The following is a 22,769-nucleotide window of genomic DNA, read 5'->3' as shown; positions in this document are numbered from 1 at the left end:
AACGGTCTCTCCTTAAGCATAATCTTCAGTTACTGCTACTGAACGACTTTGAAGGCTTTTTGATCGCAAACGATATGCAACTACTTTCTTCTTATATTGCTTTACCACATCAACGTGTTCCTCGTAGCTATATATAGAAAATCTAATCTCTCTTTTTCCTTTCTTCGTCTCCATGACTATCGGTGTACCATTCCCTTGCGGCGGAAAATAATGTTTATCTAAAAATAAAGCCTCGTTAAATTCATGAATAACTTGAAGTTTCATTTCTCCTTCTATACTTTCCCCATCTACCGTTACAGTAGTATTTTCCTCATCAAGTTTTTGGTGTAACTCAAATCTACTAATAATTGATTCTACAACAGAAGTTGGCATACTAGAAACTAGTACTTTAAGAGCACCAAAAATACATAATGTAACTATAAACCATGTTGTCATTTTCATCATCTCCATTACGCTCTAAAATGAGTAGTGTTATACTCCTTATTACGATTCATTAATTTTCAAAATAAAAATTTCACTCCATAAGGTACTAATATACTAATAAGTATCCCTGTTACAATCATCGTTACCGAACCGATAGTTGCCTCTTTCTCTCCTTCTTTCACTAGACGGCTCACACCAATAATATGTGATGCGCAGCCCATCCCCACTCCTTTTCCAATCGTACTTGTTATACGGAAAAACTTAAGTACTGTCGGTCCGATAATAGCACCTGTTATTCCTGCAACAACTACAAAACTAGAAGTCATAGATGGAATGCCACCAATTTGATCCGCTAATGAAATGGCAATAGGCATTGTCGCTAATTGTGGTAAAGTTGTTAATATAAGTTCCTTATCTATATTTAAAATTTCACCAATCACTACATTCATACTCGTTAAAGCCACTATACCTATCACTACGCCGATTAGTATCGCTAAAAAGTTTTTCATAAGTATCTTTCGCTCTTTAAATAGAGGTATGGCTAACGCTACAATTGCAGGACTCAAAAAACCTGAAAGAATGTCTCCCCCATTTTCCTTATACTCATGATGAGAAATACCAAATATCAAAAATAAGCAAATCATAATTGCTGTAACTGTTAATACCGGTAACGTAAATGGAAACGTAAATTTTTTATATAACTTTGTCGCCAATAAATAAATTACTACAGTAATAATAATTAAGACCATTTGAATCGTGCACCTTGTCGATTTTATTTTTTTGATGTTACTAATAATTGACTTACATACCCTGAAACAATCAATGTTACTACCGTACTTGCAACTACTAAAAGGAATATAACACTCCCCTTACTTAAAAGAAAAGATCCATATTCCATTAATCCTGTTGTCGAAGGAATTAGAAATAACGGTAAAAATACTATTAACTTTTCTGCCCCTACCTCAAACCACTTTAATGGAAAAACACGAGTAGAAAGGAGTAGAAACAATATTAACATCCCTATCAAACTTCCTGGCATCGACAGATGGAATACTCCTTGAATCCACGTACCAGCTAAGCTAAACACATATAGCACGCCTACTTGAAGTAAAAGCGTCACGTACTTCATTTCTTTCCCTCATTTCCATATTACGCTTCACTATTATGAAATCTCATTTAATGTTTCCCCAAACCTTGTAACTCCAAGCTGAATTTGTTCTACATTCGCTCTGCCAAAAGTAAATCGGATATATTCACTTTTCGAACCTAGGACGCTTCCTGGGACAAATGCTACACCATTTTGTATAGATTCACCTAGTAAATGATATTCATCAAACGTTCCTTGCACTTTGCACCATAAATGTATTCCGCCCTCAGGAACAAAAAATTCAATCTGGTCCCCTAATATTTCTTCAAGCTTTCTAATTAACTCATCTCTTCTTTGTTTCAGTTGTCCACGAAGCATCGTAATATGCGTATGAAAATCCTCAGATTCTAAAAATTGGTTCGCTACCCACTGTGTAAATACACTATGACCGAAATCAACTTGCTGCTTCGCATCTGCCAATCTCTCAATTACGCGCGTGGGGCCAATTACCCAACCAATACGTAATCCTGATGCAACAATTTTTGATAATGAGCTCACATAAAGAACATTCCCATTTTGATCCATCGATTTCAATGTTGGATTCACTTCTCCATTAAAAGAAGTCAAACTATACGGATCATCTTCTACAATCGGTATACCAAATTCAGAAGATAGTTCTAAAACCTTTTTACGTCTTGCCAATGAAAGTACCGTTCCAGTTGGATTTTGATAATCCGGATTTAAAAACACCATACGAATGCGATGCTTTTTGTGCAAATCGATTAAGTCATCTGGATTCATACCATGCTGATCAACTGGTAAACGGAATATTTTTAAACCTGCTGATTTAAACATTGGAAGTGAATAACAATAGGAGGGATCCTCAATTGCAATCGCATCTCCAGGCTTTAACAAACATTGAACGATAAGATTAAGTGCTTGCTGAGCTCCAGATGTAATAAGAATAGAGCTTGAATCTGCTTCTATTTGTTTATATTGCTCGACATGTGCCGCAATGGTTTTTCGCAACATTTCATTTCCAAGCGGATGGTCATAACCGAGATTTCCCATAAATGTTTTCTCCGACAAAATTGTTCGAAATCTATCACTCGGAATTAAATCTGATGACAATTCACCACTCGCTAAATTGATTAAATCATCTTTTTGTGTTTCCGTTCGAATTTGTTGAACAAGTGGTACATTAGGTAAGAACGATCCATCCTCAACGTACCTACCCCAGTTCGGTATTCGTTTATGTGACACACCCCATATATCTGTATTCACCCGAGTGCCGCTTCCTTTTTTCCGTTCTACTACCCCAAGTGATTTCAATTCCTCATAAGCAGCTACGACCGTACTCCGGTTCACTTGTAAATTCTGTGCTAACATACGCTCGGAAGGTAATTTTCTATCAGAAGGGAATTCACCGGTAGAAATGCCTCTTTCAATGTAATCAGCAATTTGTTTATAAACTGGTATCTTATCTTCACGATTCGGTTGCCATTCCATTTAGTTCCCTCCTCTCCAAGCTGGTGTCCTGAACTCATTAATAACAGTATTCACTGCATAAATGGTATTAATCAAGCGCATGATTTAAAAATGCCTCTACCGTCACATTAAAGCTAGTAGGCTGTTCTAAATAAGGCAAGTGTCCACTATTTTTCAACTCAACGAAAGTCACGTTTCTCAGGTGTTTTTCAAATGCTCTCACATACTTTTCCGGAACAAAATAATCATTCTCTCCTCGTATTATTAATACAGGACATGCAATGTTAGAGAGGTATGGTCTTTGATCGTAATCAACTAATTCAGCAAATAACCTTTGAATATGAATCGGATGAATCGTTTGTAGGGATTGATGAAATCCTCGGACAATTGCATCATTATCTTCTACTCCCATTGCTCTCAATAACGTATCAGCCCAAGTTTTCCCTTTATCCTGCAAGCTAAGTAAATCATATACTTCAAGTCGTTCTTTACGATCTGCCGGTTCTAAATAGGGAAATGCATTTACAACAATTAAGCTAGAAACAAAACGTGGATATTGAATAGCAAAATCGATACCCACTCTAGCTCCTTTTGAAAGACCACAAATTGTTACTGATTTTAGCTTTAAATGATTACATAACTCATATAAAACATTTGAATATTCTTTAAAACTAATTTCCATCCCTTCGGATTTCCCATGTCCAGGTAAATCGAGTGAGATTACGGTCCATGTCTTCTTGAAGTATTTTCTTTGATATAACCAATTATTCGAATTTCCTCCAAGACCGTGTAAAAACAATATGACAGGACCCGATCCTTCTATATTGTAAAAAATCTTTCGATTCTTATATTCAAAATACATATTCATCACCTTCAGATGTAGCATCACATATTTTTATCTTTGAATGAATATATCCAAAACGGTTCTCTTTCTAACCACTCAACTGTTTCTGGAACACCATCTTCATACTCTCTTTTCAGTTCCGTTACCTTAGTCGCAAATTGTGATGCATGTGCTTGCAATGCCTCGAGCTTTTTTGGAACATATTCTTTTACTTCATTTTTAAAACTTGGAGGTCCTATTTCTGCTTCATGATTATTTGAAAAAGCTACAGCATAAAATGTTGGCCTTTTATTTTCTGGAATATTAGCTAACGCCCCGGCTACCGCTTCTCCTGTTGCATCATGATCTGGATGCACTGCATATCCCGGATAAAAAGAAATGACTAACGAAGGATTCAATTCTTCCACATATTTTTGTATTACACTTCTTAATTCTCCAGGAGTTTCAAATTCAAGCGTTTTATCACGATATCCCATCATACGTAAATCTTTAATCCCTAAAATATTAGTAGCGCTCTTTAGTTCTTTCTCTCTTATAGCATATAAGGATTCACGTGTTGCAAAAGGAGGATTTCCCATCGCTCTCCCCATTTCACCTAACGTTAAGCAAACATAAGTAAGAGGGACTTTCTGCTCAGTATAAGCCAAAATTGTTCCAGCCACGCAATACGACTCATCATCCGGATGCGGGAAAACAACTAAAACGTGGCGCTCATTTTTCATCAATATATTAACTCCTTCATCATATACAAACTTTATAAAATAACGACCGCATACCAAGTAACTCCTACAAGAAGCACTAAAAGAAGAATGATATAGATAGCGGATAAGTTTTTCACATTCCTCTTTGTAGACTTACCGTAATTCTCCTCTACATTTCGTGCGACTAGTACGGTCCCAAACAGTGATACAACTACAATAATAACAACTAGTGAAATCGCAAAACTCATTGTCTTCCACCTCTCTAAGGCCAGTCTATTTTAAAGCATGAATAAAATACTACCTTTCTTCTCTTATCATAATAGAAGTTTATAAAAAACGGACCAACCACTTTTGTGTTTTTTTGCTCATCCACTTTAAAAATAAAAAGCAACTGCTCACTTAGGACCAGTTGCTTTTTTACAAGGCTACTTATATTCATTTTCAATTAAAATTAATCCGATTTAAAAGTTTAGTCTTTTCATAATGAAACATTGATTGAGATAGCTCGAAAATTGTTCCATTTACAAGATAAACTGTATTTTCAATAAGAAGCGCTGGATCACCTTCATTTAGTTCTAAAAGCTTTGCATTTTCTTTATTTATTTTTTCACAACTAATAACTTTATCGGCAAAGCCAATATTTAATCGTAAATCCTCAATGAAATAACTGTATACAGAACTTAATGCTATTTCTTCATTCAAATATGGGATGATATCTTTTTTGAAATAACTTACTTCAATAGAGAATGGCTTACCATCTACAATTCTTAAGCGCTTCAAAAAATATAGCCTAGTTCCAATCTCACATTGCATCCGTTCTACTATCTCTTCATTTGCCTCTATTACTTCAATCTCTAGCACTTTCGTTTCAATATTTTGTGAAACGAGATTTTTCGTTAATCCACGTAAACTTCCTAAATTAATGTAATCTGTTACAGAAGTTTCACGTAAAAACATACCACTACCTTGCACTTGAAAAATATAACCTCTATTCACAAGTTGACTAATTACTTTACGTATCGTATTACGGCTTACTTCAAATCGATTCATCAACGCTTCTTCTGTAGGTAATTTTTTCGTTTCATTAAAAAGCCCATCTCGAATGTTTTGCTCTAACACATCTGCAATTTGTTTATACTTTGCACTCATACACTTTCTCCTAAAATACTCTTTTATCTGTTATAACTCTTCTCCTCTCGTTTCGATCACATGTTTATACCAATGAAACGAAAGTTTCTTCTTACGTTTTAAGTTATCATTATGATCGACAAAAATAAAGCCATATTGCTTTTTATATCCATTTAACCAACTTAACAAATCAATAACTGACCATGCATAATAACCTTTTAAATTAATTCCCTCTTGAATTGCACGCTTCATTACTTTTAAATGCTCTTCAATAAATTTAATTCGCGGAACATCTACAATTTCTCCGTCAATGATTGGATCTTCATCACCAAGTCCATTTTCCGTTACATACATCTTTATGTCACCGTAACGCGCTTTCAACATATGCAATCCATCTAAGAAACCTTCGGGAGATATTTCCCAACCCCATTTGGTATATGTTTTATCATCCATTTTTACTGTTCGATAAAAACCATCAAAAGAAGGATTACCTGGAGCAAGTGTTGAGTTTTCTCGAGAATGCTCCTCGCTCTTTATATCCATATCATATCTTTCTACTCGTATTGGCTGATAATAATTCAAGCCGATAAAATCATTTTTTTCGGCATTTTGTTTAATGATTTCTAATTCTTCAACCGTCCAATTAGGAGTCCACCCATTTTCCTTTAATTGTTGTACAACATAAGACGGATACTCACCTTTTAAAACTGGATCGTAGTACCAATACGTTTCATATTCATTCGCATGAGTTGCTGCTAGTATATTTTCTTTTTGATCATCCACGCTATAAGCAGGTAAGAAAACATGTGTAATCCCAATCTCCCCATACTGTTTCAGCTGCTTGTACACCGCAACTGTTTTCGCATGCGCATAAAATACATAATGAGTCGCTTGAAAATACTTTGGAACATCATTTTGTATTCCTGGTGGATGTGCACCTTTTAAATAGCCTAATCCACAAAACATTACTGTTTCATTGAAAGTAATCCAATGTTTCACTCTATCACCAAATGCCTTAAAGCAAATTTCTGCATACTTTACAAAAGCCTCTGCTGTTCGTTTATTCGTCCACCCACCATCTTTTTCTAACGGTAATGGTAGATCCCAATGATATAAAGTGGCAAACGGTACAATCCCGTACTTTAAACATTCATCAATTAAATTGTTATAAAATTCAATTCCTTTTTCATTTACCTCTCCATCTCCAGTCGGCAATATTCTCGCCCAAGAAATCGAAAAACGATACGATTCCAATCCCATCTCAGCCATTAAACGAACATCTTCCTTATATCGATGATAATGATCAACCGCTACATCACCATTTGTTCCATCGTATGTTTTGCCAGGAATTTTTGAAAACTCATCCCAATTCGTAACACCTTTTCCATCCTCATTCCATGCACCTTCTACTTGATAAGAAGCTGAAGCAGCTCCGAATAAAAAATCATGTGGAAACTTCATAGTATATACCTCCATTTCATTAGAATAAATCAAATTCATTATCACATATAAAATTTATAGGTACAAATCTAAAAATTTATCATATAATAAGTTTCTGCTTTTCACTATAATTAAACATAGCATTCACACCATTAAAAAAAAGAACCTATGAAGGTCCTTTTTCACATTGTGCAACGCAGCACTATATTAAGTATCTTAAAGTTTATACTAATGATAAATGTTAACAGACTTATTCTTCAATAATGAATTGTGAAATTAGCATTTCTAAATTTTCGACTTTCTTTTTCATTTCATTAGATTTCGTCGTTATTTCTTGAATCAATGTGGCTTGTGCTTGAATTGATTGTACCGTTCGATTCGTTTCTTGTGCGACTTGTGTTGCAGTTTCAGAAACTATTGATAAAGAGGCATTCACTTCTTCTGTCCCAGCAGACATTTCTTCTGTGGCAGCAGACACTTCTTGAATTTGGGACGTTATTCTATTAATATCTTGCATAATAGATGAAAATGCGAGTTCTGCCTTATGTGCTGCTTCTTTACCACCGCTAGCCTGTTGTTGACCTTTTTTTATTACATGAACTGTATCCTGTGTATCTTGATGTATAAAACGTAATAAATTGTTTATATCATTTGCAGATGTTTTAGATTTCTCAGCCAGACCTCTTACTTCAGCTGCAACTACTGCAAATCCTTTTCCATTTTCTCCGGCGCGTGCTGCCTCAATTGCTGCATTTAAGGCAAGTAAATTCGTTTGTTCCGCAATATTAGTAATAATATCTAGTGCTTCTTCAATTTGTTGTGTACGCGTAACAAGTCTATCAATGACCTTAGAAGTTTCTTCGACAACTTCATTCACACTATTCATTTGACGAATAGATTGTTTTATAACTTCACTACCAGAATTTGCTTGATCTATTGTTGCAACAGCAACTTCCGCAACCATCGCTGAAGATTCAGCTACTGTTTGAACTCCAGTTGCAATTTCTTCCATCGAAGTTGAACTTTCTTGAATACTAGTCACTTGTCCCTCTATTTCTTTATTTACTTCAGAAGTAGTTCGAACAACCTCGTTTGATATATGTGCTGCCGTTTTTGTCTCTTGTAGCATATTTTCAGTTGAAATAATCACTTCTTTCGCTGTAACCTTCACCTGACCGACTAATTGTTGCAAGTTATCTAACATACTATTAAAGGATTGTACAATACGGCCTAATTCGTTCTCTGATTTATAAGAAGTTCGAATTGTTAAATCTCCAGCAGATACTCGTTCCATATCTTTTTGTAATAATACAATTGGTTTTTTTATAACATTTTTTATTATAAAACCAATAAAAATGATTATTATGATTCCAACAAATGAAATAATTACAAATGTTATTATTGTATTTTTCACACTATTAACATTCTCTTTTTGTAGTTGTTCAGCCGCGGTATTATTATATAAAATAAGTTCACGAATAGACTGAATTGTTTTTCTCATATTAGGTTCAATTTCTTTTAAATAATAGCTATACGCTTCTTCATTATTAGTCAATCCCAAGTCCTGTGCTTTCTTCATTTGTATTCTTAAATCTTTGAATTGACTTTGAAATGCATTATACAAGTCCTTTTCTTTATGAGAACTAATTCTAGTTTCAAATTGTTTTAATAACTCATCACTTTCTTTCCTAGTCTTATCTATTTCAGATATTAGTTCTTTCATTCTTTTTTCATCTTTCGATATCATAATCTCCATAAAATTCATATTAGCATGGTAAAAATTTGATTCTACAATTCCTATCCATTGAATTGGTAATAGCCTTTCGTCATACATACTAGAAGATGTATTTTCACCTTTTTGAAGCCCTAAAAATCCCAGTGAAGATAACATGATACAAGCCAAACTCGATATAATGACTAACACATTTAATTTCGTTCCAATTTTACTATTTTTAATAAAAGACAATAAATTCACTTCATCTATATATTACGTTTATATGTTTTATATTACAATAATTATCGACATTTATTTCAAATCAATCTTATAAATACATTAAATTATTATATAAACTATATAAATCTATTCAAAGAACTTTGATTCTCATAGTATCAAATACTAAAAAGTCTTATAGGAATTCCACAAGACTTTTAATAGAGTTACATTGTTTTTATGAAATTATGGTAAAAATTAAAGTGACTTATTAGTTCTTATAACTTCTTGATAGAGAATCGGGGACCACTTATCACTAACATAATCTTGGATAACCCAACCAACTCTTTTTGGATCCTCTTGTTTAATATATGCCGCAATTTCGGGATTTATATAAGAGGCATAATAATATGGACTATTCCATGCTGTACCACCAGAAGACAAGCTTGTAAAATTAATATATAGATGATTAACATCTTCACTATTGTTAATCGTCTCATTTATTGTATCTTTAATAGCGTTTACTTTCTCATCATAACTCACTTTATATTGATCTTGTACTGTTACATTTACATTTTGATTTATAGTTGAGGTAAACGTCTCATTGTCTGGCCAATAGAAATTATTATATCCCCCAGATTCATTACTACCACTATATCTTTTTAGTAATACAATTTTCCCACGAGCATCTCCAAGCTTTATATTCCCTTCTGTTTTTAAAAAGATTGGATCACGAAAATAATTTTTCTCAAATGTACTACTAAATGAGTTTTCCGCCCCTTTCATATCCTCATACTCTTTTTTTAAAGACATAATAATCGTTTCACTTGGATTATCTTTTAAAAATTGTTTCGCTTCATTTATAAATTCATGCAATGTTACATAAAGATATAATGGCCCATGATGAAGAACTATCGTATTATCATCTGTTAAACGCCCTCTAATATCAAAAATTCTAGCTCCGTGATCCATTTGGTAACGAAAATTATATTCTTGCGTCATTCCCCATACTTGCTTTATCGGATTTTGCAACTTGAACGTTCCACTATCATGTGTTCCTGGAATTGAAATTCGTGCTAACGGTACGTTATCGGGTATAGGTTGCATCCATTTTGACCAATTTTCAAGTTCATTAATAGAGCTAGCTGCAACTACTTGCTTATCATTTAAAGCAAATACAAATGTACTAAATATAGTACTACATATGAATAATTTCAAAAAAAATTTCTTATTGCTCATTATTATTCCTCTCTTTTTCTGTTTTTATATCAAATTTATTGAATGCAATATAGGGTAGTTAATAAAAAAACATTCACATATTCTCAATGCATTAGGAAAATTTAAAGTCCCTTTCTACTAGATAAATTATAGTAATCAACAACATAAACTTCAATGGGCTTTCATATGCAATATTTCATATTTGGGTCCTACATGATATAAATAAAAAACTTATGATGATTATTTATTCCATACGTGCTAATATACTTATATTAAAATATAAATACGTACCTTATATACTCTGAACTACATTATTCAACAGCTAAAACTTAATTTTTTATTAGGAGGATTTACAATGAAATTATTAAAAATAAAACATATAATTCCTTTATCTGCAGTAGCACTTACATTCGTATGTAATCAAAGTACAGCTGAAGCTTCCACCATACATACAGTAAAAAAGAATGATACACTTTGGGGCATCAGTAAGCAATATGGCGTTTCCATACAGGCCATTAAACAAGCGAATAATAAAGGAAACGATCAAGCTTTTATTGGAGAACAGTTACATATTCCAGAATCTATGAAATCAAATGAGGTTACAGTTCATCAAAACGAAAAAACTACGAACACTTCTGGACAAATTATTTACCAAGTACAACCGGGAGATTCATTAGAAACGATAGCAAAGCGCTATAACGTAACCGTTCAATCTATAAAACAAATTAACAACACAGTCGGTAACAAGCTTTATACAGGACAACATTTGAAAATTAATTCCAGTATTTCCGAAAAAGAAAAAGACTTAATGGCACGCTTAGTTACCGCGGAGGCAGGTGGCGAATCATATAAAGGAAAAGTAGCTGTAGCAAAAGTTATCCTAAATCGAGTAAATGCAAAAGGATTTCCAAATACAATAACAGGTGTTATTTATGAACCTATTAAACGCGGATATGCATTTACTCCTGTTACCGATGGTAGAATTAATCAGCCTGCAAGCGCTGAAGCAAAAATGGCTGTAGAAGAGGCTATCTCCACAAGTGGAATACATTCTGATTGGCTTTATTTCTACAACCCAAAAACATCAACAGACAAATGGATTACGACACGTCAAACAGTAGCAGTAATCGGTAACCACGTCTTCGCTAAATAAAACTATAATTCCCTTCAAATTTATACACTTAACAACTATTTCAAATGATTAACAGACCTCTTTACTTAAAAGGTCTGTTCTTTTTATATTTAAGCTTTTTATTAACCATATGATAAAATGATTGTTTAAAAGTATCTCTCTTTTCAAATAAAAAACTGTTGTATCTCATTCATCATTTAGAGTAATTGAGAAAGTATCAAATCCACAACTATGACTTTATTAATACAAGCTATTTCTTAACTTCATAAAAGTGTTATACACTAAGAAAATAAAAAACAAACTATTCGTTAGCAGGTGAAAGAATATGTATGATGTTACAATTATCGGAGCTGGAGTGAGTAGCATTTTTATGGCTTATTCACTAGCTAAAAGTAATAAAAAGGTTTTAATTCTTGATAAAGGTAAAGCGCTAGAAGATCGCCATTGTCCTTTAGACCAAGGAAAAGTGTGTAATTGTACTACATGTGATAAATATTTCGGGTTTGGTGGTTTAGGAAAATCTGAAGGAAAATTTAATTATACAAACGGATTTGGCGGAGAACTTGAGCAAAAAGTCGGTAAAGAAGGCTTTTTACAACTTATGGCTGAAGTAGATGAGATTCTATGTCAGTTCGGAGGAAATTCTGTTTCAAAATATTCTACAGAAAATCCAACCCTTAATAAGAGAGCTGAAACGTGTGGTTTACAAATGCTCACAACAGAAGTAAGGCATCTTGGCACTACACTTTCAAGTAATATTTTTCAGCAGCTCTACGAATTTTTACTTACGAAAATAAATATCCGATTCCATATAGATGTAGAACATATCATAAGGCAGAAAGATCATTTTAAAATAGATACCAATCAAGGAATAGTTCAATCTAAGCAACTCGTATTTGCAACAGGACGTTCCGGGGCGGATTGGTTAAAAGAAATGTGCACTTCTCTAAATATTTCTCAAGAGCAAACTCGTGTAGATTTAGGTATTAGAGTAGAGATGAAAGAACACCAATTACGTTCTATATTAAAAAATACATTTGAGACGAAACTTTCTTATGAGCATGAACTTTTCACGGCTACTACTTACTGTATGAATCCAAAAGGACGCATTATTCGAAAGTACGAAGACGGCTTGATTATGCCTGACGGTCAAAATTTCCGAGAGCAAGAAACTGGCACTTCTAACTTAAATTTCACTTTATTTATCCCGCGCTATTTTCCAACTCTCAAAGAAGCAAATGTATACGCAAGTTCAATTATTAAAAACATTAACCAAGGACGAGATCGGATTGTTATACAGCGTTTAGAGGACTTAATAAAGAAACAACCTACAGCGGAGAACAACATGAAACATAATCGTATACAGCCTACACTACACGGAGATTATGGAGACTTGAATAAAGAAATTCCTTCACTATATATTGAAGGACTCAAAAAATTTTTATTACGTTTAGAACAATTTATCCAAGAACCTATCGATCAAGATACTTTATTATATGGAATTGATGGCAAGTTCTACGCTCCTACAATAAAAATCAATAACCATTTTGAAACAAGTATGAATGGGCTATTTTTAATTGGAGATTGTTCAGGCGTCACTCATTCATTATCTCAAGCAGCTGCAAGTGGCCTGTATGTTGGAAAATACTTGTCTGACATTTAATTGCTATAATTTAGATACCAATCAAACATTTTGAGTTTCACCAGTACTTTATTATGTAGTAATAGCATGAATGAAATCCTTCCCGTGCTACTGATTAACCCACAAAGAATCGGGATTTTACAAGATACATATTTAATATAACCATGTATGTAAAACTATTGACATTCAATTCTAACAAATTGAATGTCAATAGTTTTACAAGTCTCTATTCATTTTCACTTTTATTTGTTCGATATTTTGTAACATCGCCGTAGTGTTTAATATGTTAGGATGTCTATAAGTATTTTTTACTACAACTATGACTTTTTCTGCTCCGTTTCTAAAAAAATTGGATTTATGTTACTTCGCTTTAAAATTCTCCATTATATGTATATGAATACTTCAAATTATTACCTTTAGGAAAATATAATCTAAATGGTTCACCACACTCTAATAGTTATAAAAATATAATATATAACATTGGTTAAATAATCCATATAAAGAAGGTGTAAAAATGAAGAATAAAATAAATTTACAAATGCAAAATATAAGCTTTGTTATAATAATTGCTTTAGCAGTATGGTTAAAAACATACCTTATTACGCGATTCAGTTTTGATTTAAAAATTGAGTCTTCTACACAAGAACTTATTTTGTTTATTAGCCCTCTCGCTGCATCGTTAGCATTTGTTGGATTAGCATTATTTGCAACCGGTGAAAAGAGAAATTATATAGCGCTATGTATTAATCTCTTATTAACAATCGTACTTGTTGGGAATGTAATGTTCTATGATTTTTATAATGATTTCGTTACGTTACCAGTACTTGGACAAACATCAAACTTCGGCCAATTAGGCGGCAGTATTATAGAAATATTGAACTACAAAACTATACTCGCATTCGTAGACATTATTTTCTTCTTTATTTTATTAAAAAAGAAAGCAATAGTCTTTAAAACAGAACGTGTAACTCATTCTTCACGCTTATTATATTTTCTTTTAACAATTGGTGTATTTTTTGCAAATCTACAGCTTGCAGAAAAAGAACGACCTGAATTATTAACGAGATCCTTCGACCGCGTAATGCTTGTGAAAAATTTAGGACTATACACTCATCAAGTATATGATTTAACACTACAAGTAAAGGCTGGATCCCAAAAGGCACTTGCAGATAGTAGTAAATTACAAGAAACTGAAAACTACGTAAAATCAAACCAAAGTGAACCAAATCCTAATATGTTTGGTGCAGCGAAAGGAAAAAACGTAATTGTCGTTACTCTTGAATCTTTGCAAACCTTTTTAATAGGTGCATCAGTTAACGGTCAAGAAGTTACGCCATTCTTAAATGAATTCATAAATGAAAGCTATTATTTCGATAACTTTTTCCACCAAACTGGTCAAGGAAAAACATCGGATTCTGAATTTCTAATAGATACATCGTTGTATCCATTAAATCGAGGTGCTGTATTCTTCACGCACGGTAACAACGATTATACTGCGACTCCAGAAATTTTACGTCAGCAAGGCTATTTCACTTCTGTATTCCATGCGAATAACGCAACATTCTGGAATCGTAATATTATGTACTCCGCTCTTGGTTATGATCGTTACTATAATGAACTTGATTACAAAATTACACCCGAAACAAATTTAAATTGGGGATTAAAAGATATCGAATACTTTGATCAATCAGTAGATATATTAAAAACTGTTGATCAACCATTTTACGCTCGTTTCCTTACTTTAACAAACCATTATCCATTTACGTATGATGAAGATACAAAATTCATTGAACCATACAACTCTGGTAATGGCGTATTTGATCGTTACATCGTAACAGCACGTTACTTAGACGAATCAATTAAAAAATTTATTGAGCGTTTGAAAGCCGAGGGAATGTATGGTGATTCTATTATTGTGTTATACGGTGATCATTACGGCATTTCTGAAAAACATAATCGCGCAATGGCACAGTTTTTAGAAAAAGATCAAATAACAGAATTTGATACTTTAAATTTACAACGCACACCTTTATATATTCATATCCCTGGCCAAACAGAAGGTCAAACTATTTCAAAGCCTACGGGACAAATCGATATGAAACCTACTATTCTAAATTTATTAGGGATTGATACTACTAACGATATCCGTTTTGGCCATGATATGTTTTCAGATGAATATACCGGTTTTGTTGTTTTACGTGATGGTAGCTTTATTACAGACAAGTATGCATATACAAATCATACTTTTTATAATCGAGAAACAGGTGAGGTTGTAGATTTACCAAAAAAAGAAGCTCAAGAAATGATTAACCGTGCACAAAATGAATTACGAATGTCTGACAAAATTATTGAAGGCGATTTATTACGTTTCTCAGAAAGTAATAAAATTAAAACTGGAGAAGTAAAAACTAAAATTAAAGAAACTGAAAAATAATCTATATGGAAAAGGAGCAACTTATTAAAGGTTGCTCCCTTTTTACTTTCTTATAACACATGGTGCAATTTTATATAAAAACCTGATATATTTTACTTTTATTCTACGCTTGTTTCTAAAGTTACATCTGTATAGGAATTACCCTCACCTATATTCAAGATTACTTCACATTGACGTAATCTCAATTCAAAGAGCTTTATAGGATCATGGTAAACTTCAGGGTTTGATTTCATTTTATGCAATTTATCTTGTTTTTCTTTTATTTCTAAATGAGTGTTTTCTATAGCTTGTTCCAACGCACCAAATGGATTTCTAAAGAACATATTAATATCCCGCTCTTGTGTGTTTTCAAACAGCTCAAATTGCAAGAAAAACTTCTTCATAATAGAAGTCGTTACATCGGTATAATCTTCATTTTCTAAATACTGTTTGTATTTGTTATATAGCATAGCTTTATTTTTAGGAAGAACTCCAAATAATTTACCGGCACTTTTCAGTAAAAATTGCGCTGGTGTAAATCGGCGTAAAATATTTACTTCTTCCATTTGTATTCTAGTTGTCATTCTATCAGTATCTCTGCGCCAATCATCAATTACTTTAAAGTCACATTCTAACTGTATTCGATTTTCTCCAAATAAAGAATTAAGTCCTTCACTGGTTTCTGCTAAGTACAATTGACTTTGAAGGAGCTCGTTATTAGAAGTCGCAATCCAATTCTGCATAGAGCGAGCAAGATTAGGTAATACAGTTTGTTCTAGATATTGTTGCACTCTTCCATTCATCGCTGTGTTTAGTTCAATATCAATGTGACTAAAATCGCTTTCTTCACTAATTAAATCGGAACAACTCTGCAATAGTTTCGGAATATGTTCTTTAAGATCATTAGTAATTTCGCTTTTCATCGTACGATATGATTCTGTAATTAAATGAATTTTTTCCTTCTCAAAAGCAGTAAGGTTATTAATACAACCATTAAGTTTAACTAACATATCTTCATTCCAATTAATAGAATCCACTAAATCTTTTTCACTCTCAACGCGTTTATCCAAAAGATATGTAATTGTTTTTCGAATGAAAAACAATAGCTTTTCAGTACGTTCTGCATCAATATTTTTATGGTTAAAGTTAAAATGAATAAACTCAGTTAAATCGTTTAGTTGTTTACTATTTATATATAACGAAGAATAAGGGAAAACTCTTGCATTAGGGAAATATGTGTTAATTCTCACTTGCGTATCTTGTATAACTCTTTTTGCTTCTGCTTCATTGTAAATGTTATCAATTTTATTTAATAAAAAATGAACTTGTAGATTTGGTGTATGTTCTTGGATACTCAATAGAATGTCACGTTCTTTGTCAGTAAAAGGTGAATCCGCATTCAATACGAATAATAATTCATCTACAGAATTTAAATATTCAAACACCTCATCTCTCGCATCATTGTTCCTATTAAAGCTAGGTGTAACAACGCATGTAAGTTTGTTTTTACTTAAAAATCTGCACGGTAACTTAAATTCAACACATGCTCTATCTCTATATGTTTGACGGTGCACTGCCATCATGTTATGGAAATCAGAGAAATTCTCAGTTGTTGTAATTTCCGAATCTGTTATAGCGTTAATTTTTGTATAAGCGTCATTTTTAAAAACAACTACATTTGAGATTGAGTTTTCTAATATATTTTCTCCTAAAATAGAGTTAATAAATGAAGCTTTTCCGTTCCCTGAAGTTCCAGTTACTAATAGGCGATTTGTTCTTAAATCTGCAAGTTCACCAACTAACCAGCTAAATCGGTGACCCATTTCTAAATCATGTTCTTGTGCCCAGTGTGTAATGGATTCAAAAAGATGTAAACTATACTCTAAGCCATTCACATGATTAATAGAATATGAAAGTAGTTTTTCCGCATCTTTTATATCCGCTGAATCTATTTTAGAAGGAAAAATCTCATCCCATGCCAATACTGCTGCAGATGGAAATACAGCATGAGAGGGATTGACTACCTTTAACCAATTTGTTAACAGATTTGGAATGATATCGTGTAATTGTCTAAGCATATATTGACCTTGAATTAATTCAAAGTATGTTTCTTCGTAAAGAGAAGAAATTTCGTCCCATATATCGGACGAATGTATTTCGATATGTATGAAAAATTCATTTATTGTGTTAAGCCATAATAAGTAATTTTGTTCATCTTTATAGCTGCGCCAAAGTGATGAAACTATTTGCGTAAATTGTACTTGATCTACATTATTTAATGTTATTAATGCTTTATAAAAATAATCTGGTGAAATATTTTTAGTAAATCCTTTATCGATATATTCTTTTAGAACTTCAAACCACGGATAAGATTCTGTTCGAATTAACTCGTTCACAGCAAGCTCTACTGCACTATCAAAATCTTGCTGTTCTTCATAAAAGGAACGGGCAATTATTGTGACGTTTGGATAATCGGGATTTAAAGAAACTGCTTCTTTAATAGCAGCGAAAGCTGAATCAAAATTATTTTGCTCGATATAAAGAGACAGTAATTGCAGTACAATTTCGGTCATCAGTATTTTATTATCAGTATTAACAGAAGTATACACGTTTTCAGCAACTGATAATTGGTTAAGTTCGAAGTAAGCATCCGCAATATTTTTTTGTGCCCATGGCGCTAATTCATTACTAACTTTCTCCCATTTAAAAATAGCTGCTTCAAAATCTTGATGGTGATAATAAAATTCACCTTGTGCAAAACGAATATAAGATCCATCAGAAATCTCATTTTTTTCTTCGTTTACATAAGCTTCTCCAAGTACTTGAAGAGGTGGGTGTGTTTCATTCTCTATTAGGAATGTTTCATAATACATCTTTTTTATTAATTGTTTTTCTAATCTCATCTTTTCCCCCACTATATCTCGAAAATACATTTTTTGAGATATGTCAATACTTTTTTGTATGTATGCTTTTTATCTTAACAAAGAATTCCTTTTAGAAAATTTCATTTTCCTTTCATTTTTCAAGTAAGATTGAATTTTTATGAGAAAAGTTTCAGTTCTTTTTCAATTCCCTTTCAGTTGTGAAACAACATTAAATGTTCCTAATAACCTAATAATAATATAATATTTCACATTATATTATCAGGAAAACTCTATATATATTACATTATAAAAACAATCTATAACGAATATATATGCAAGACTCCCTTCGCTAATAAATAAAACAAATCATTATAATATATTTCTCACATTGTTTTCCTTTGAAATATTTCAGTAGTTACGTAATTAAATTCCATTAACCTATATAAATAACTAGTCCAAAAAAAATCTATATGCATATCATGTTATAGTAAAGAATTCAGGAAATCCTAAAAGGAGGCATTTTCATGTTTGAAGATAAATCTAAAATAAACTACCCATATGAATTTACTGAAACTACAACAATCCCTCTAAAAAACCCCATCAATAAAACATACAAAAACGGCTCTGGTACACATACTTTCCCAATAAAAAAACACTACAAAGAACAAGTTCTATACACTGAAAAAATTAATAATAATAATAATAAAAATAAATAATCATATAGATCCTTATAACAATTAACAAAGTAAGAATCTATTTTTAGCCGTGCATAGTTACGCTTTTAATAATGTACAACCTTTATTTTAAAATCCACGTACCTTTTAAAAAGTGCTGATATACAGCGCTTTTTTATACATAGATAATGGAAGAACTTGAATTATAAATATAAGGTATGGATTTTTTTCCATACCTTTTTTGTTCTTTGCTATTTATAAATGGAGTACGCTCATGTTTACTTTGCATAATAGCACTTTAATGGCCCTTCTAGAAGTCGTTGGATTGAATTTATATAATACCTTGAATATTTTACGTCTATTTTTTCTTAAGGGATATTTATTCAGGTTACTTATTAGATTATCAATTATATCCCTTCCGACCCCTACTTTTTATAGGCATTATTGCTCTATTATATATATTTAAAAATTTACCAAACGTTGTTTCAAAGCTACTTAGTTTTCATAAAATATTTTTTGTTTCCGTTGGAACGGATAGGCTTTAATCTCATCTGTATCTAAATTTTCATGAAATAAATGAATGGCTATAATTTGTCTACAATCGTAAGTATGATAATAATATGTTCCGGACTCCATACACATTACGCTTGTATAAATGGTATTATCTAATGCACCGTCTTCTGTTATTACTCCGCCTTTAGGAACCTCGCAATTTGATAAGATATGAAAAAGGGCCGATACTCCCTCTTCTTCACTATCTATACCTTGAATGTTTTGTTTGCCATATGCTGCCCGCACAAACCTTGATGGCGGGGTGAAATCCCCTGGAAGTCCCATTGAACCTGAGCCCTGACCAAAAGCACTTAATGGTACATTACTCCACTCAGTTGGCGCGAATGGCTGCGATTTAAGGCCTATATATTGTCTTAAATTTTGCAAATGCCAATTAAACTCTGGACTATTCGTCATCACTCCTAGTGGGTTGTCATACATTTTTAATCCTTCATTTGTCGGCTCCAGTACAATGCAATCTCCCCATTTATCCGCTAAAATCCAATGTAGTGGTGGCGTAATTCCTAAATCCGGTAATGGTATATCCAAAAAGGTAAGGCTATCTACAGATTTCTTTAACTCTTTGACAGAATTGAATTGTGTGAGACTCCAAGTCACAAAATCAAATGGAGCCAAATTCGTTTTGTTGTCATCTATGCTTTGACTATAAGTTGCGAATCCTGGAAAATAGAGTGTTGCACATGTCATACCTGCTTCATTTACTCCGTCCGCCATAATGATCCTTCCTTGATGATTAATTCCCATTCCGACCGTAGCATGTTTCGTATTAATGATTTCACCAGTTATATTATTCCACTGGTAATGCCGAGGAATGATTATTACTTCTTGATTCATATCTAATGTAAAATCCATCGTTCTTGCAAAAAGATGCTGACCGTTTTTTGTCTGTAATGTCAAACTAGTACACATAAAGAACACCCCATTTTATGGTTTTATCTACACTTTACATAATTCTGATAAATCTGTAAATTAAAAACCCCTTTCCTTACAAAAAAATGAGAAAGCACATATACATTACAAGTAGGTTATTTCTAGTTTATAAATGAATTTTTAAAATATAGTTGCAAAAGAATTATATTAAAAAGGAGCGACTTGTTACTATCGCTCCTTTTTATTTCTCTCAATATTTTATTAAAATAACTGTAGAGAACATTGCTATTACATATTTATTTTATTTTCTTTCAACACATATAAATAATACTAGGCACTTTCAAACCGTTTCAAATAACTGGGAACGAACTTTTTCTCTTTGGACATTAATCCCTACATAACCCTCTTAAACATCTTCTCCAACTCATAAGTAGAATGATGCACCAGAATCGGTCTTCCGTGCGGACATGTATATGGGTTTGTTGTTGTACGAAGTTCTTCAAGTAAAGCAAATATTTGATCGTTCGTTAAATATTGATTTGCTTTAATTGAAGCTTTACAGCTCATCATAATCGCTGCTTCTTCGCGTAGTTTTTTTATGTCTACTTTTTTCAGTTTTACGACTTGCTCCATCATTTCATCAATGATTTCTGTTTCTTGTCCTTTCGGGAACCACGTTGGGTGCGAGCGGACAATAAAGGATTGATGGCCGAATTGCTCTAAAAATAGTCCGACTTTTTTTAGTTCTTCCAGCTGCTCTTCGACACGTAAAAATTCGGTAAGAGATAAATCGATGCGGTACGGTACAAGTAATTCTTGTACTTCTTGCGTAACTCGTCCCACTTTATCACGGAAATATTCATAATTGATGCGCTCCTGCGCAGCATGCTGATCAATCATATATAGCCCGTTATCATTTTGAGCGAAAATATATGTTCCGTGCATTTGTCCAATTGGATAAAGCGGTGGTAAATCATTACGGTTCATTTCAATCTCTTTTATTTCGTGAACTTCTTCTTCCAATTCCTCTAATTCAAAATCGTCATCGTTGCTAGTCCATTCCTTTTCCTCTCGAACCGTTTTTTCTATTACCGGCTTAGAGGATGGCTGCCAGCTTTGCTCTTCTCTTACGAGTGACTGTGGTGGTTGCCATTCTTGCTTCGGCGGTTGCCACAGTTGTGCTGGTTGTTTTACAGTCGTTGTTTCTTCTTGTTTTTCATCCATTCCTGTTGGTAACACGATGTTAGGCATAGATGATTCTCTCGGTTTTGTATGCTCAAACTTGAACTGTTCTTGCACACTTTCATCTTTTTCTTTTTTCTTCGTTGTTACACCAGCATCTGGAATGAGTTGTATTTTTTTGAATGCAGCTTGCAATGTTTCTTCGATAAGCTTTAGCAATTCTTGTTCTTTACTAAAGCGTACTTCTAATTTTGCTGGATGTACGTTGACATCAACAAGCATTGGATCCATTTCAATTGATAAGAAGCCGATTGGGTATCTTCCGATTGGCAATAACGTATGATATCCTTGCTGAATTGCTTTCATTAATACGAAATTTCGAACGTAACGGCCATTTACAATCGTTGACATATAGTTACGCGACGCTCTCGTTACTTCTGGTAATGTTACATATCCTTTAATTGTAAAGTCTAGAGACTCAGCTTCAATCGGAATAAGCTTCTTCGCAACTTGAATGCTGTAAATCGATGCAAGTACTTGTCTTACATCACCGTTTCCTGATGTATGAAGCAATTTCTTTTCATTATGAAACAGTTTTAACGATACTTCTGGATGTGACATTGCAATACGATACACGATATCTGTAATGTTCCCAAGCTCTGTATGAATCGTTTTCATATATTTAAGGCGCGCTGGTGTATTAAAAAATAAGTTTTGTACAGTAATATCTGTTCCTTTTCGGCTTGCCGTTTTCTCTTGTTTTATAATGTCTCCACCTTTAATAATAAGGTGTGTACCAGGCGCATCACCTGTGCTCGTAATTAACTCTAATTCACTCACTGAGGCAATACTCGGCAGGGCCTCTCCGCGGAAACCGAGCGTTCTTATACGAAATAAATCATTTTCATCTTTAATTTTACTCGTCGCGTGTCGTTCAAATGCAACGATACAATCTTCTTCAGCAATACCATCTCCATTATCGATGATGCGAATCTTCGATAATCCAGCTTCTTCTAAGTGGATTTCAATAGATGTACTATTCGCATCGATGGAATTTTCCACGAGTTCTTTTACAACTGAGGCAGGGCGTTCTACTACTTCCCCTGCCGCAATTAAGTTAGAGAGTTGATCATCGAGTTTGCGAATTTTCCCCATCTACT

Annotated in this window: 18 protein-coding genes; 4 read left to right on the top strand and 14 right to left on the bottom strand. The window is 33.1% G+C overall.

Translation table 11 applies throughout. From position 1 onward, the window contains the following. Positions 1-12 precede the first annotated feature (12 nt). The 11 genes from MR155_RS03995 to MR155_RS03945 all read right to left on the bottom strand — a co-directional run bounded on the left by MR155_RS03995 (position 13) and on the right by MR155_RS03945 (position 10,280). A complete protein-coding gene (locus tag MR155_RS03995) occupies positions 13-435 on the bottom strand; it encodes a YfmQ family protein (RefSeq protein ID WP_113936858.1) in 423 nt (140 codons plus the stop codon). A gap of 65 nt (positions 436-500) precedes the next feature. Continuing rightward, on the bottom strand, positions 501-1,172 hold the full coding sequence (locus tag MR155_RS03990) for an LrgB family protein (RefSeq protein WP_242308069.1): 672 nt from the start codon (positions 1,170-1,172) through the stop codon (positions 501-503). A 23-nt stretch (positions 1,173-1,195) separates the two neighbouring features. Continuing rightward, positions 1,196-1,552: a CidA/LrgA family holin-like protein gene (locus tag MR155_RS03985; protein WP_113936857.1), complete on the bottom strand. Its 357-nt coding sequence runs from the start codon at positions 1,550-1,552 to the stop codon at positions 1,196-1,198. 33 nt (positions 1,553-1,585) lie between these two features. Then, complete coding sequence (gene pdxR, locus MR155_RS03980) at positions 1,586-3,019, bottom strand: MocR-like pyridoxine biosynthesis transcription factor PdxR (protein WP_242308052.1); 1,434 nt, start codon at positions 3,017-3,019, stop codon at positions 1,586-1,588. A gap of 67 nt (positions 3,020-3,086) precedes the next feature. Continuing rightward, positions 3,087-3,884 (bottom strand): alpha/beta fold hydrolase, encoded by a 798-nt coding sequence (locus MR155_RS03975; RefSeq protein ID WP_242308038.1) that lies wholly within the window; start codon positions 3,882-3,884, stop codon positions 3,087-3,089. Then, positions 3,884-4,564, bottom strand: coding sequence for a bacillithiol biosynthesis deacetylase BshB2 (gene bshB2 / locus MR155_RS03970; protein WP_242308277.1), 681 nt, complete (start codon positions 4,562-4,564; stop codon positions 3,884-3,886). The genes MR155_RS03975 and bshB2 overlap by 1 nt, the downstream gene beginning before the upstream one ends. Before the next feature lie 32 nt (positions 4,565-4,596). Further along, positions 4,597-4,791 (bottom strand): hypothetical protein, encoded by a 195-nt coding sequence (locus tag MR155_RS03965; protein WP_002066705.1) that lies wholly within the window; start codon positions 4,789-4,791, stop codon positions 4,597-4,599. Positions 4,792-4,984: 193 nt separating this feature from the next. After that, positions 4,985-5,692, bottom strand: coding sequence for a GntR family transcriptional regulator (locus MR155_RS03960; RefSeq protein WP_002033710.1), 708 nt, complete (start codon positions 5,690-5,692; stop codon positions 4,985-4,987). Positions 5,693-5,722: 30 nt separating this feature from the next. Beyond that, the gene (locus MR155_RS03955) at positions 5,723-7,132 is read right to left on the bottom strand and encodes a glycoside hydrolase family 1 protein (RefSeq protein WP_113936852.1); all 1,410 of its coding nucleotides are present in this window, start codon (positions 7,130-7,132) and stop codon (positions 5,723-5,725) included. Between the two features lie 229 nt (positions 7,133-7,361). Then, positions 7,362-9,077, bottom strand: coding sequence for a methyl-accepting chemotaxis protein (locus MR155_RS03950; RefSeq protein WP_242308035.1), 1,716 nt, complete (start codon positions 9,075-9,077; stop codon positions 7,362-7,364). A gap of 222 nt (positions 9,078-9,299) precedes the next feature. Further along, positions 9,300-10,280, bottom strand: coding sequence for a phosphatidylinositol-specific phospholipase C (locus tag MR155_RS03945; RefSeq protein WP_242308031.1), 981 nt, complete (start codon positions 10,278-10,280; stop codon positions 9,300-9,302). A gap of 334 nt (positions 10,281-10,614) precedes the next feature. Between MR155_RS03945 and MR155_RS03940 the strand changes: the two genes are divergently transcribed. From MR155_RS03940 to MR155_RS03930, 3 genes are all read left to right on the top strand, one after another. Further along, on the top strand, positions 10,615-11,412 hold the full coding sequence (locus tag MR155_RS03940) for a cell wall hydrolase (RefSeq protein ID WP_219303394.1): 798 nt from the start codon (positions 10,615-10,617) through the stop codon (positions 11,410-11,412). Between the two features lie 304 nt (positions 11,413-11,716). Next, a complete protein-coding gene (locus tag MR155_RS03935) occupies positions 11,717-13,054 on the top strand; it encodes an NAD(P)/FAD-dependent oxidoreductase (protein ID WP_242308030.1) in 1,338 nt (445 codons plus the stop codon). A 493-nt stretch (positions 13,055-13,547) separates the two neighbouring features. Then, entirely contained in the window at positions 13,548-15,467 is a 1,920-nt protein-coding gene (locus MR155_RS03930) for an LTA synthase family protein (protein ID WP_242308029.1), read from the top strand. A gap of 98 nt (positions 15,468-15,565) precedes the next feature. Here MR155_RS03930 and MR155_RS03925 read toward each other — a convergent pair whose 3' ends face one another. Then, complete coding sequence (locus MR155_RS03925; protein ID WP_242308028.1) at positions 15,566-18,349, bottom strand: dynamin family protein; 2,784 nt, start codon at positions 18,347-18,349, stop codon at positions 15,566-15,568. A 485-nt stretch (positions 18,350-18,834) separates the two neighbouring features. On the opposite strand from MR155_RS03925, the gene MR155_RS03920 reads away from it, so the two are divergent. After that, positions 18,835-19,026 carry a hypothetical protein gene (locus tag MR155_RS03920; RefSeq protein WP_242308025.1) on the top strand — a complete coding sequence of 64 codons (192 nt, stop codon included), beginning with the start codon at positions 18,835-18,837 and terminating at the stop codon, positions 19,024-19,026. Positions 19,027-19,479: 453 nt separating this feature from the next. On the opposite strand, the gene MR155_RS03915 is transcribed toward MR155_RS03920, so the two are convergent. Then, positions 19,480-20,466 (bottom strand): choloylglycine hydrolase family protein, encoded by a 987-nt coding sequence (locus MR155_RS03915; RefSeq protein WP_242308023.1) that lies wholly within the window; start codon positions 20,464-20,466, stop codon positions 19,480-19,482. A gap of 354 nt (positions 20,467-20,820) precedes the next feature. Next, positions 20,821-22,764: a DNA mismatch repair endonuclease MutL gene (gene mutL / locus MR155_RS03910; RefSeq protein WP_242308021.1), complete on the bottom strand. Its 1,944-nt coding sequence runs from the start codon at positions 22,762-22,764 to the stop codon at positions 20,821-20,823. Between the last annotated feature and the right edge of the window lie 5 nt (positions 22,765-22,769).

Origin of the sequence: Bacillus cereus group sp. BfR-BA-01331, from assembly GCF_022663915.1 — a bacterium.
In the GTDB taxonomy this organism is placed as follows: Bacteria; Bacillota; Bacilli; order Bacillales; family Bacillaceae_G; genus Bacillus_A; species Bacillus_A mycoides.
Note: the sequence above shows the minus strand (reverse complement) of the source record. Positions and strands in the feature narration are given on the sequence as shown.

What these genes read in the sequence shown, in the direction of transcription:
- MR155_RS03995 (WP_113936858.1), bottom strand. Translation starts at nt 435, where the DNA reads ATGACAACATGGTTTATAGTTACATTATGTATTTTTGGTGCTCTTAAA.
- MR155_RS03990 (WP_242308069.1), bottom strand. Translation starts at nt 1,172, where the DNA reads ATGGTCTTAATTATTATTACTGTAGTAATTTATTTATTGGCGACAAAG.
- MR155_RS03985 (WP_113936857.1), bottom strand. Translation starts at nt 1,552, where the DNA reads ATGAAGTACGTGACGCTTTTACTTCAAGTAGGCGTGCTATATGTGTTT.
- pdxR (WP_242308052.1), bottom strand. Translation starts at nt 3,019, where the DNA reads ATGGAATGGCAACCGAATCGTGAAGATAAGATACCAGTTTATAAACAA.
- MR155_RS03975 (WP_242308038.1), bottom strand. Translation starts at nt 3,884, where the DNA reads ATGCTACATCTGAAGGTGATGAATATGTATTTTGAATATAAGAATCGA.
- bshB2 (WP_242308277.1), bottom strand. Translation starts at nt 4,564, where the DNA reads ATGAAAAATGAGCGCCACGTTTTAGTTGTTTTCCCGCATCCGGATGAT.
- MR155_RS03965 (WP_002066705.1), bottom strand. Translation starts at nt 4,791, where the DNA reads ATGAGTTTTGCGATTTCACTAGTTGTTATTATTGTAGTTGTATCACTG.
- MR155_RS03960 (WP_002033710.1), bottom strand. Translation starts at nt 5,692, where the DNA reads ATGAGTGCAAAGTATAAACAAATTGCAGATGTGTTAGAGCAAAACATT.
- MR155_RS03955 (WP_113936852.1), bottom strand. Translation starts at nt 7,132, where the DNA reads ATGAAGTTTCCACATGATTTTTTATTCGGAGCTGCTTCAGCTTCTTAT.
- MR155_RS03945 (WP_242308031.1), bottom strand. Translation starts at nt 10,280, where the DNA reads ATGAGCAATAAGAAATTTTTTTTGAAATTATTCATATGTAGTACTATA.
- MR155_RS03940 (WP_219303394.1), top strand. Translation starts at nt 10,615, where the DNA reads ATGAAATTATTAAAAATAAAACATATAATTCCTTTATCTGCAGTAGCA.
- MR155_RS03935 (WP_242308030.1), top strand. Translation starts at nt 11,717, where the DNA reads ATGTATGATGTTACAATTATCGGAGCTGGAGTGAGTAGCATTTTTATG.
- MR155_RS03930 (WP_242308029.1), top strand. Translation starts at nt 13,548, where the DNA reads ATGAAGAATAAAATAAATTTACAAATGCAAAATATAAGCTTTGTTATA.
- MR155_RS03925 (WP_242308028.1), bottom strand. Translation starts at nt 18,349, where the DNA reads ATGAGATTAGAAAAACAATTAATAAAAAAGATGTATTATGAAACATTC.
- MR155_RS03920 (WP_242308025.1), top strand. Translation starts at nt 18,835, where the DNA reads ATGTTTGAAGATAAATCTAAAATAAACTACCCATATGAATTTACTGAA.
- MR155_RS03915 (WP_242308023.1), bottom strand. Translation starts at nt 20,466, where the DNA reads ATGTGTACTAGTTTGACATTACAGACAAAAAACGGTCAGCATCTTTTT.
- mutL (WP_242308021.1), bottom strand. Translation starts at nt 22,764, where the DNA reads ATGGGGAAAATTCGCAAACTCGATGATCAACTCTCTAACTTAATTGCG.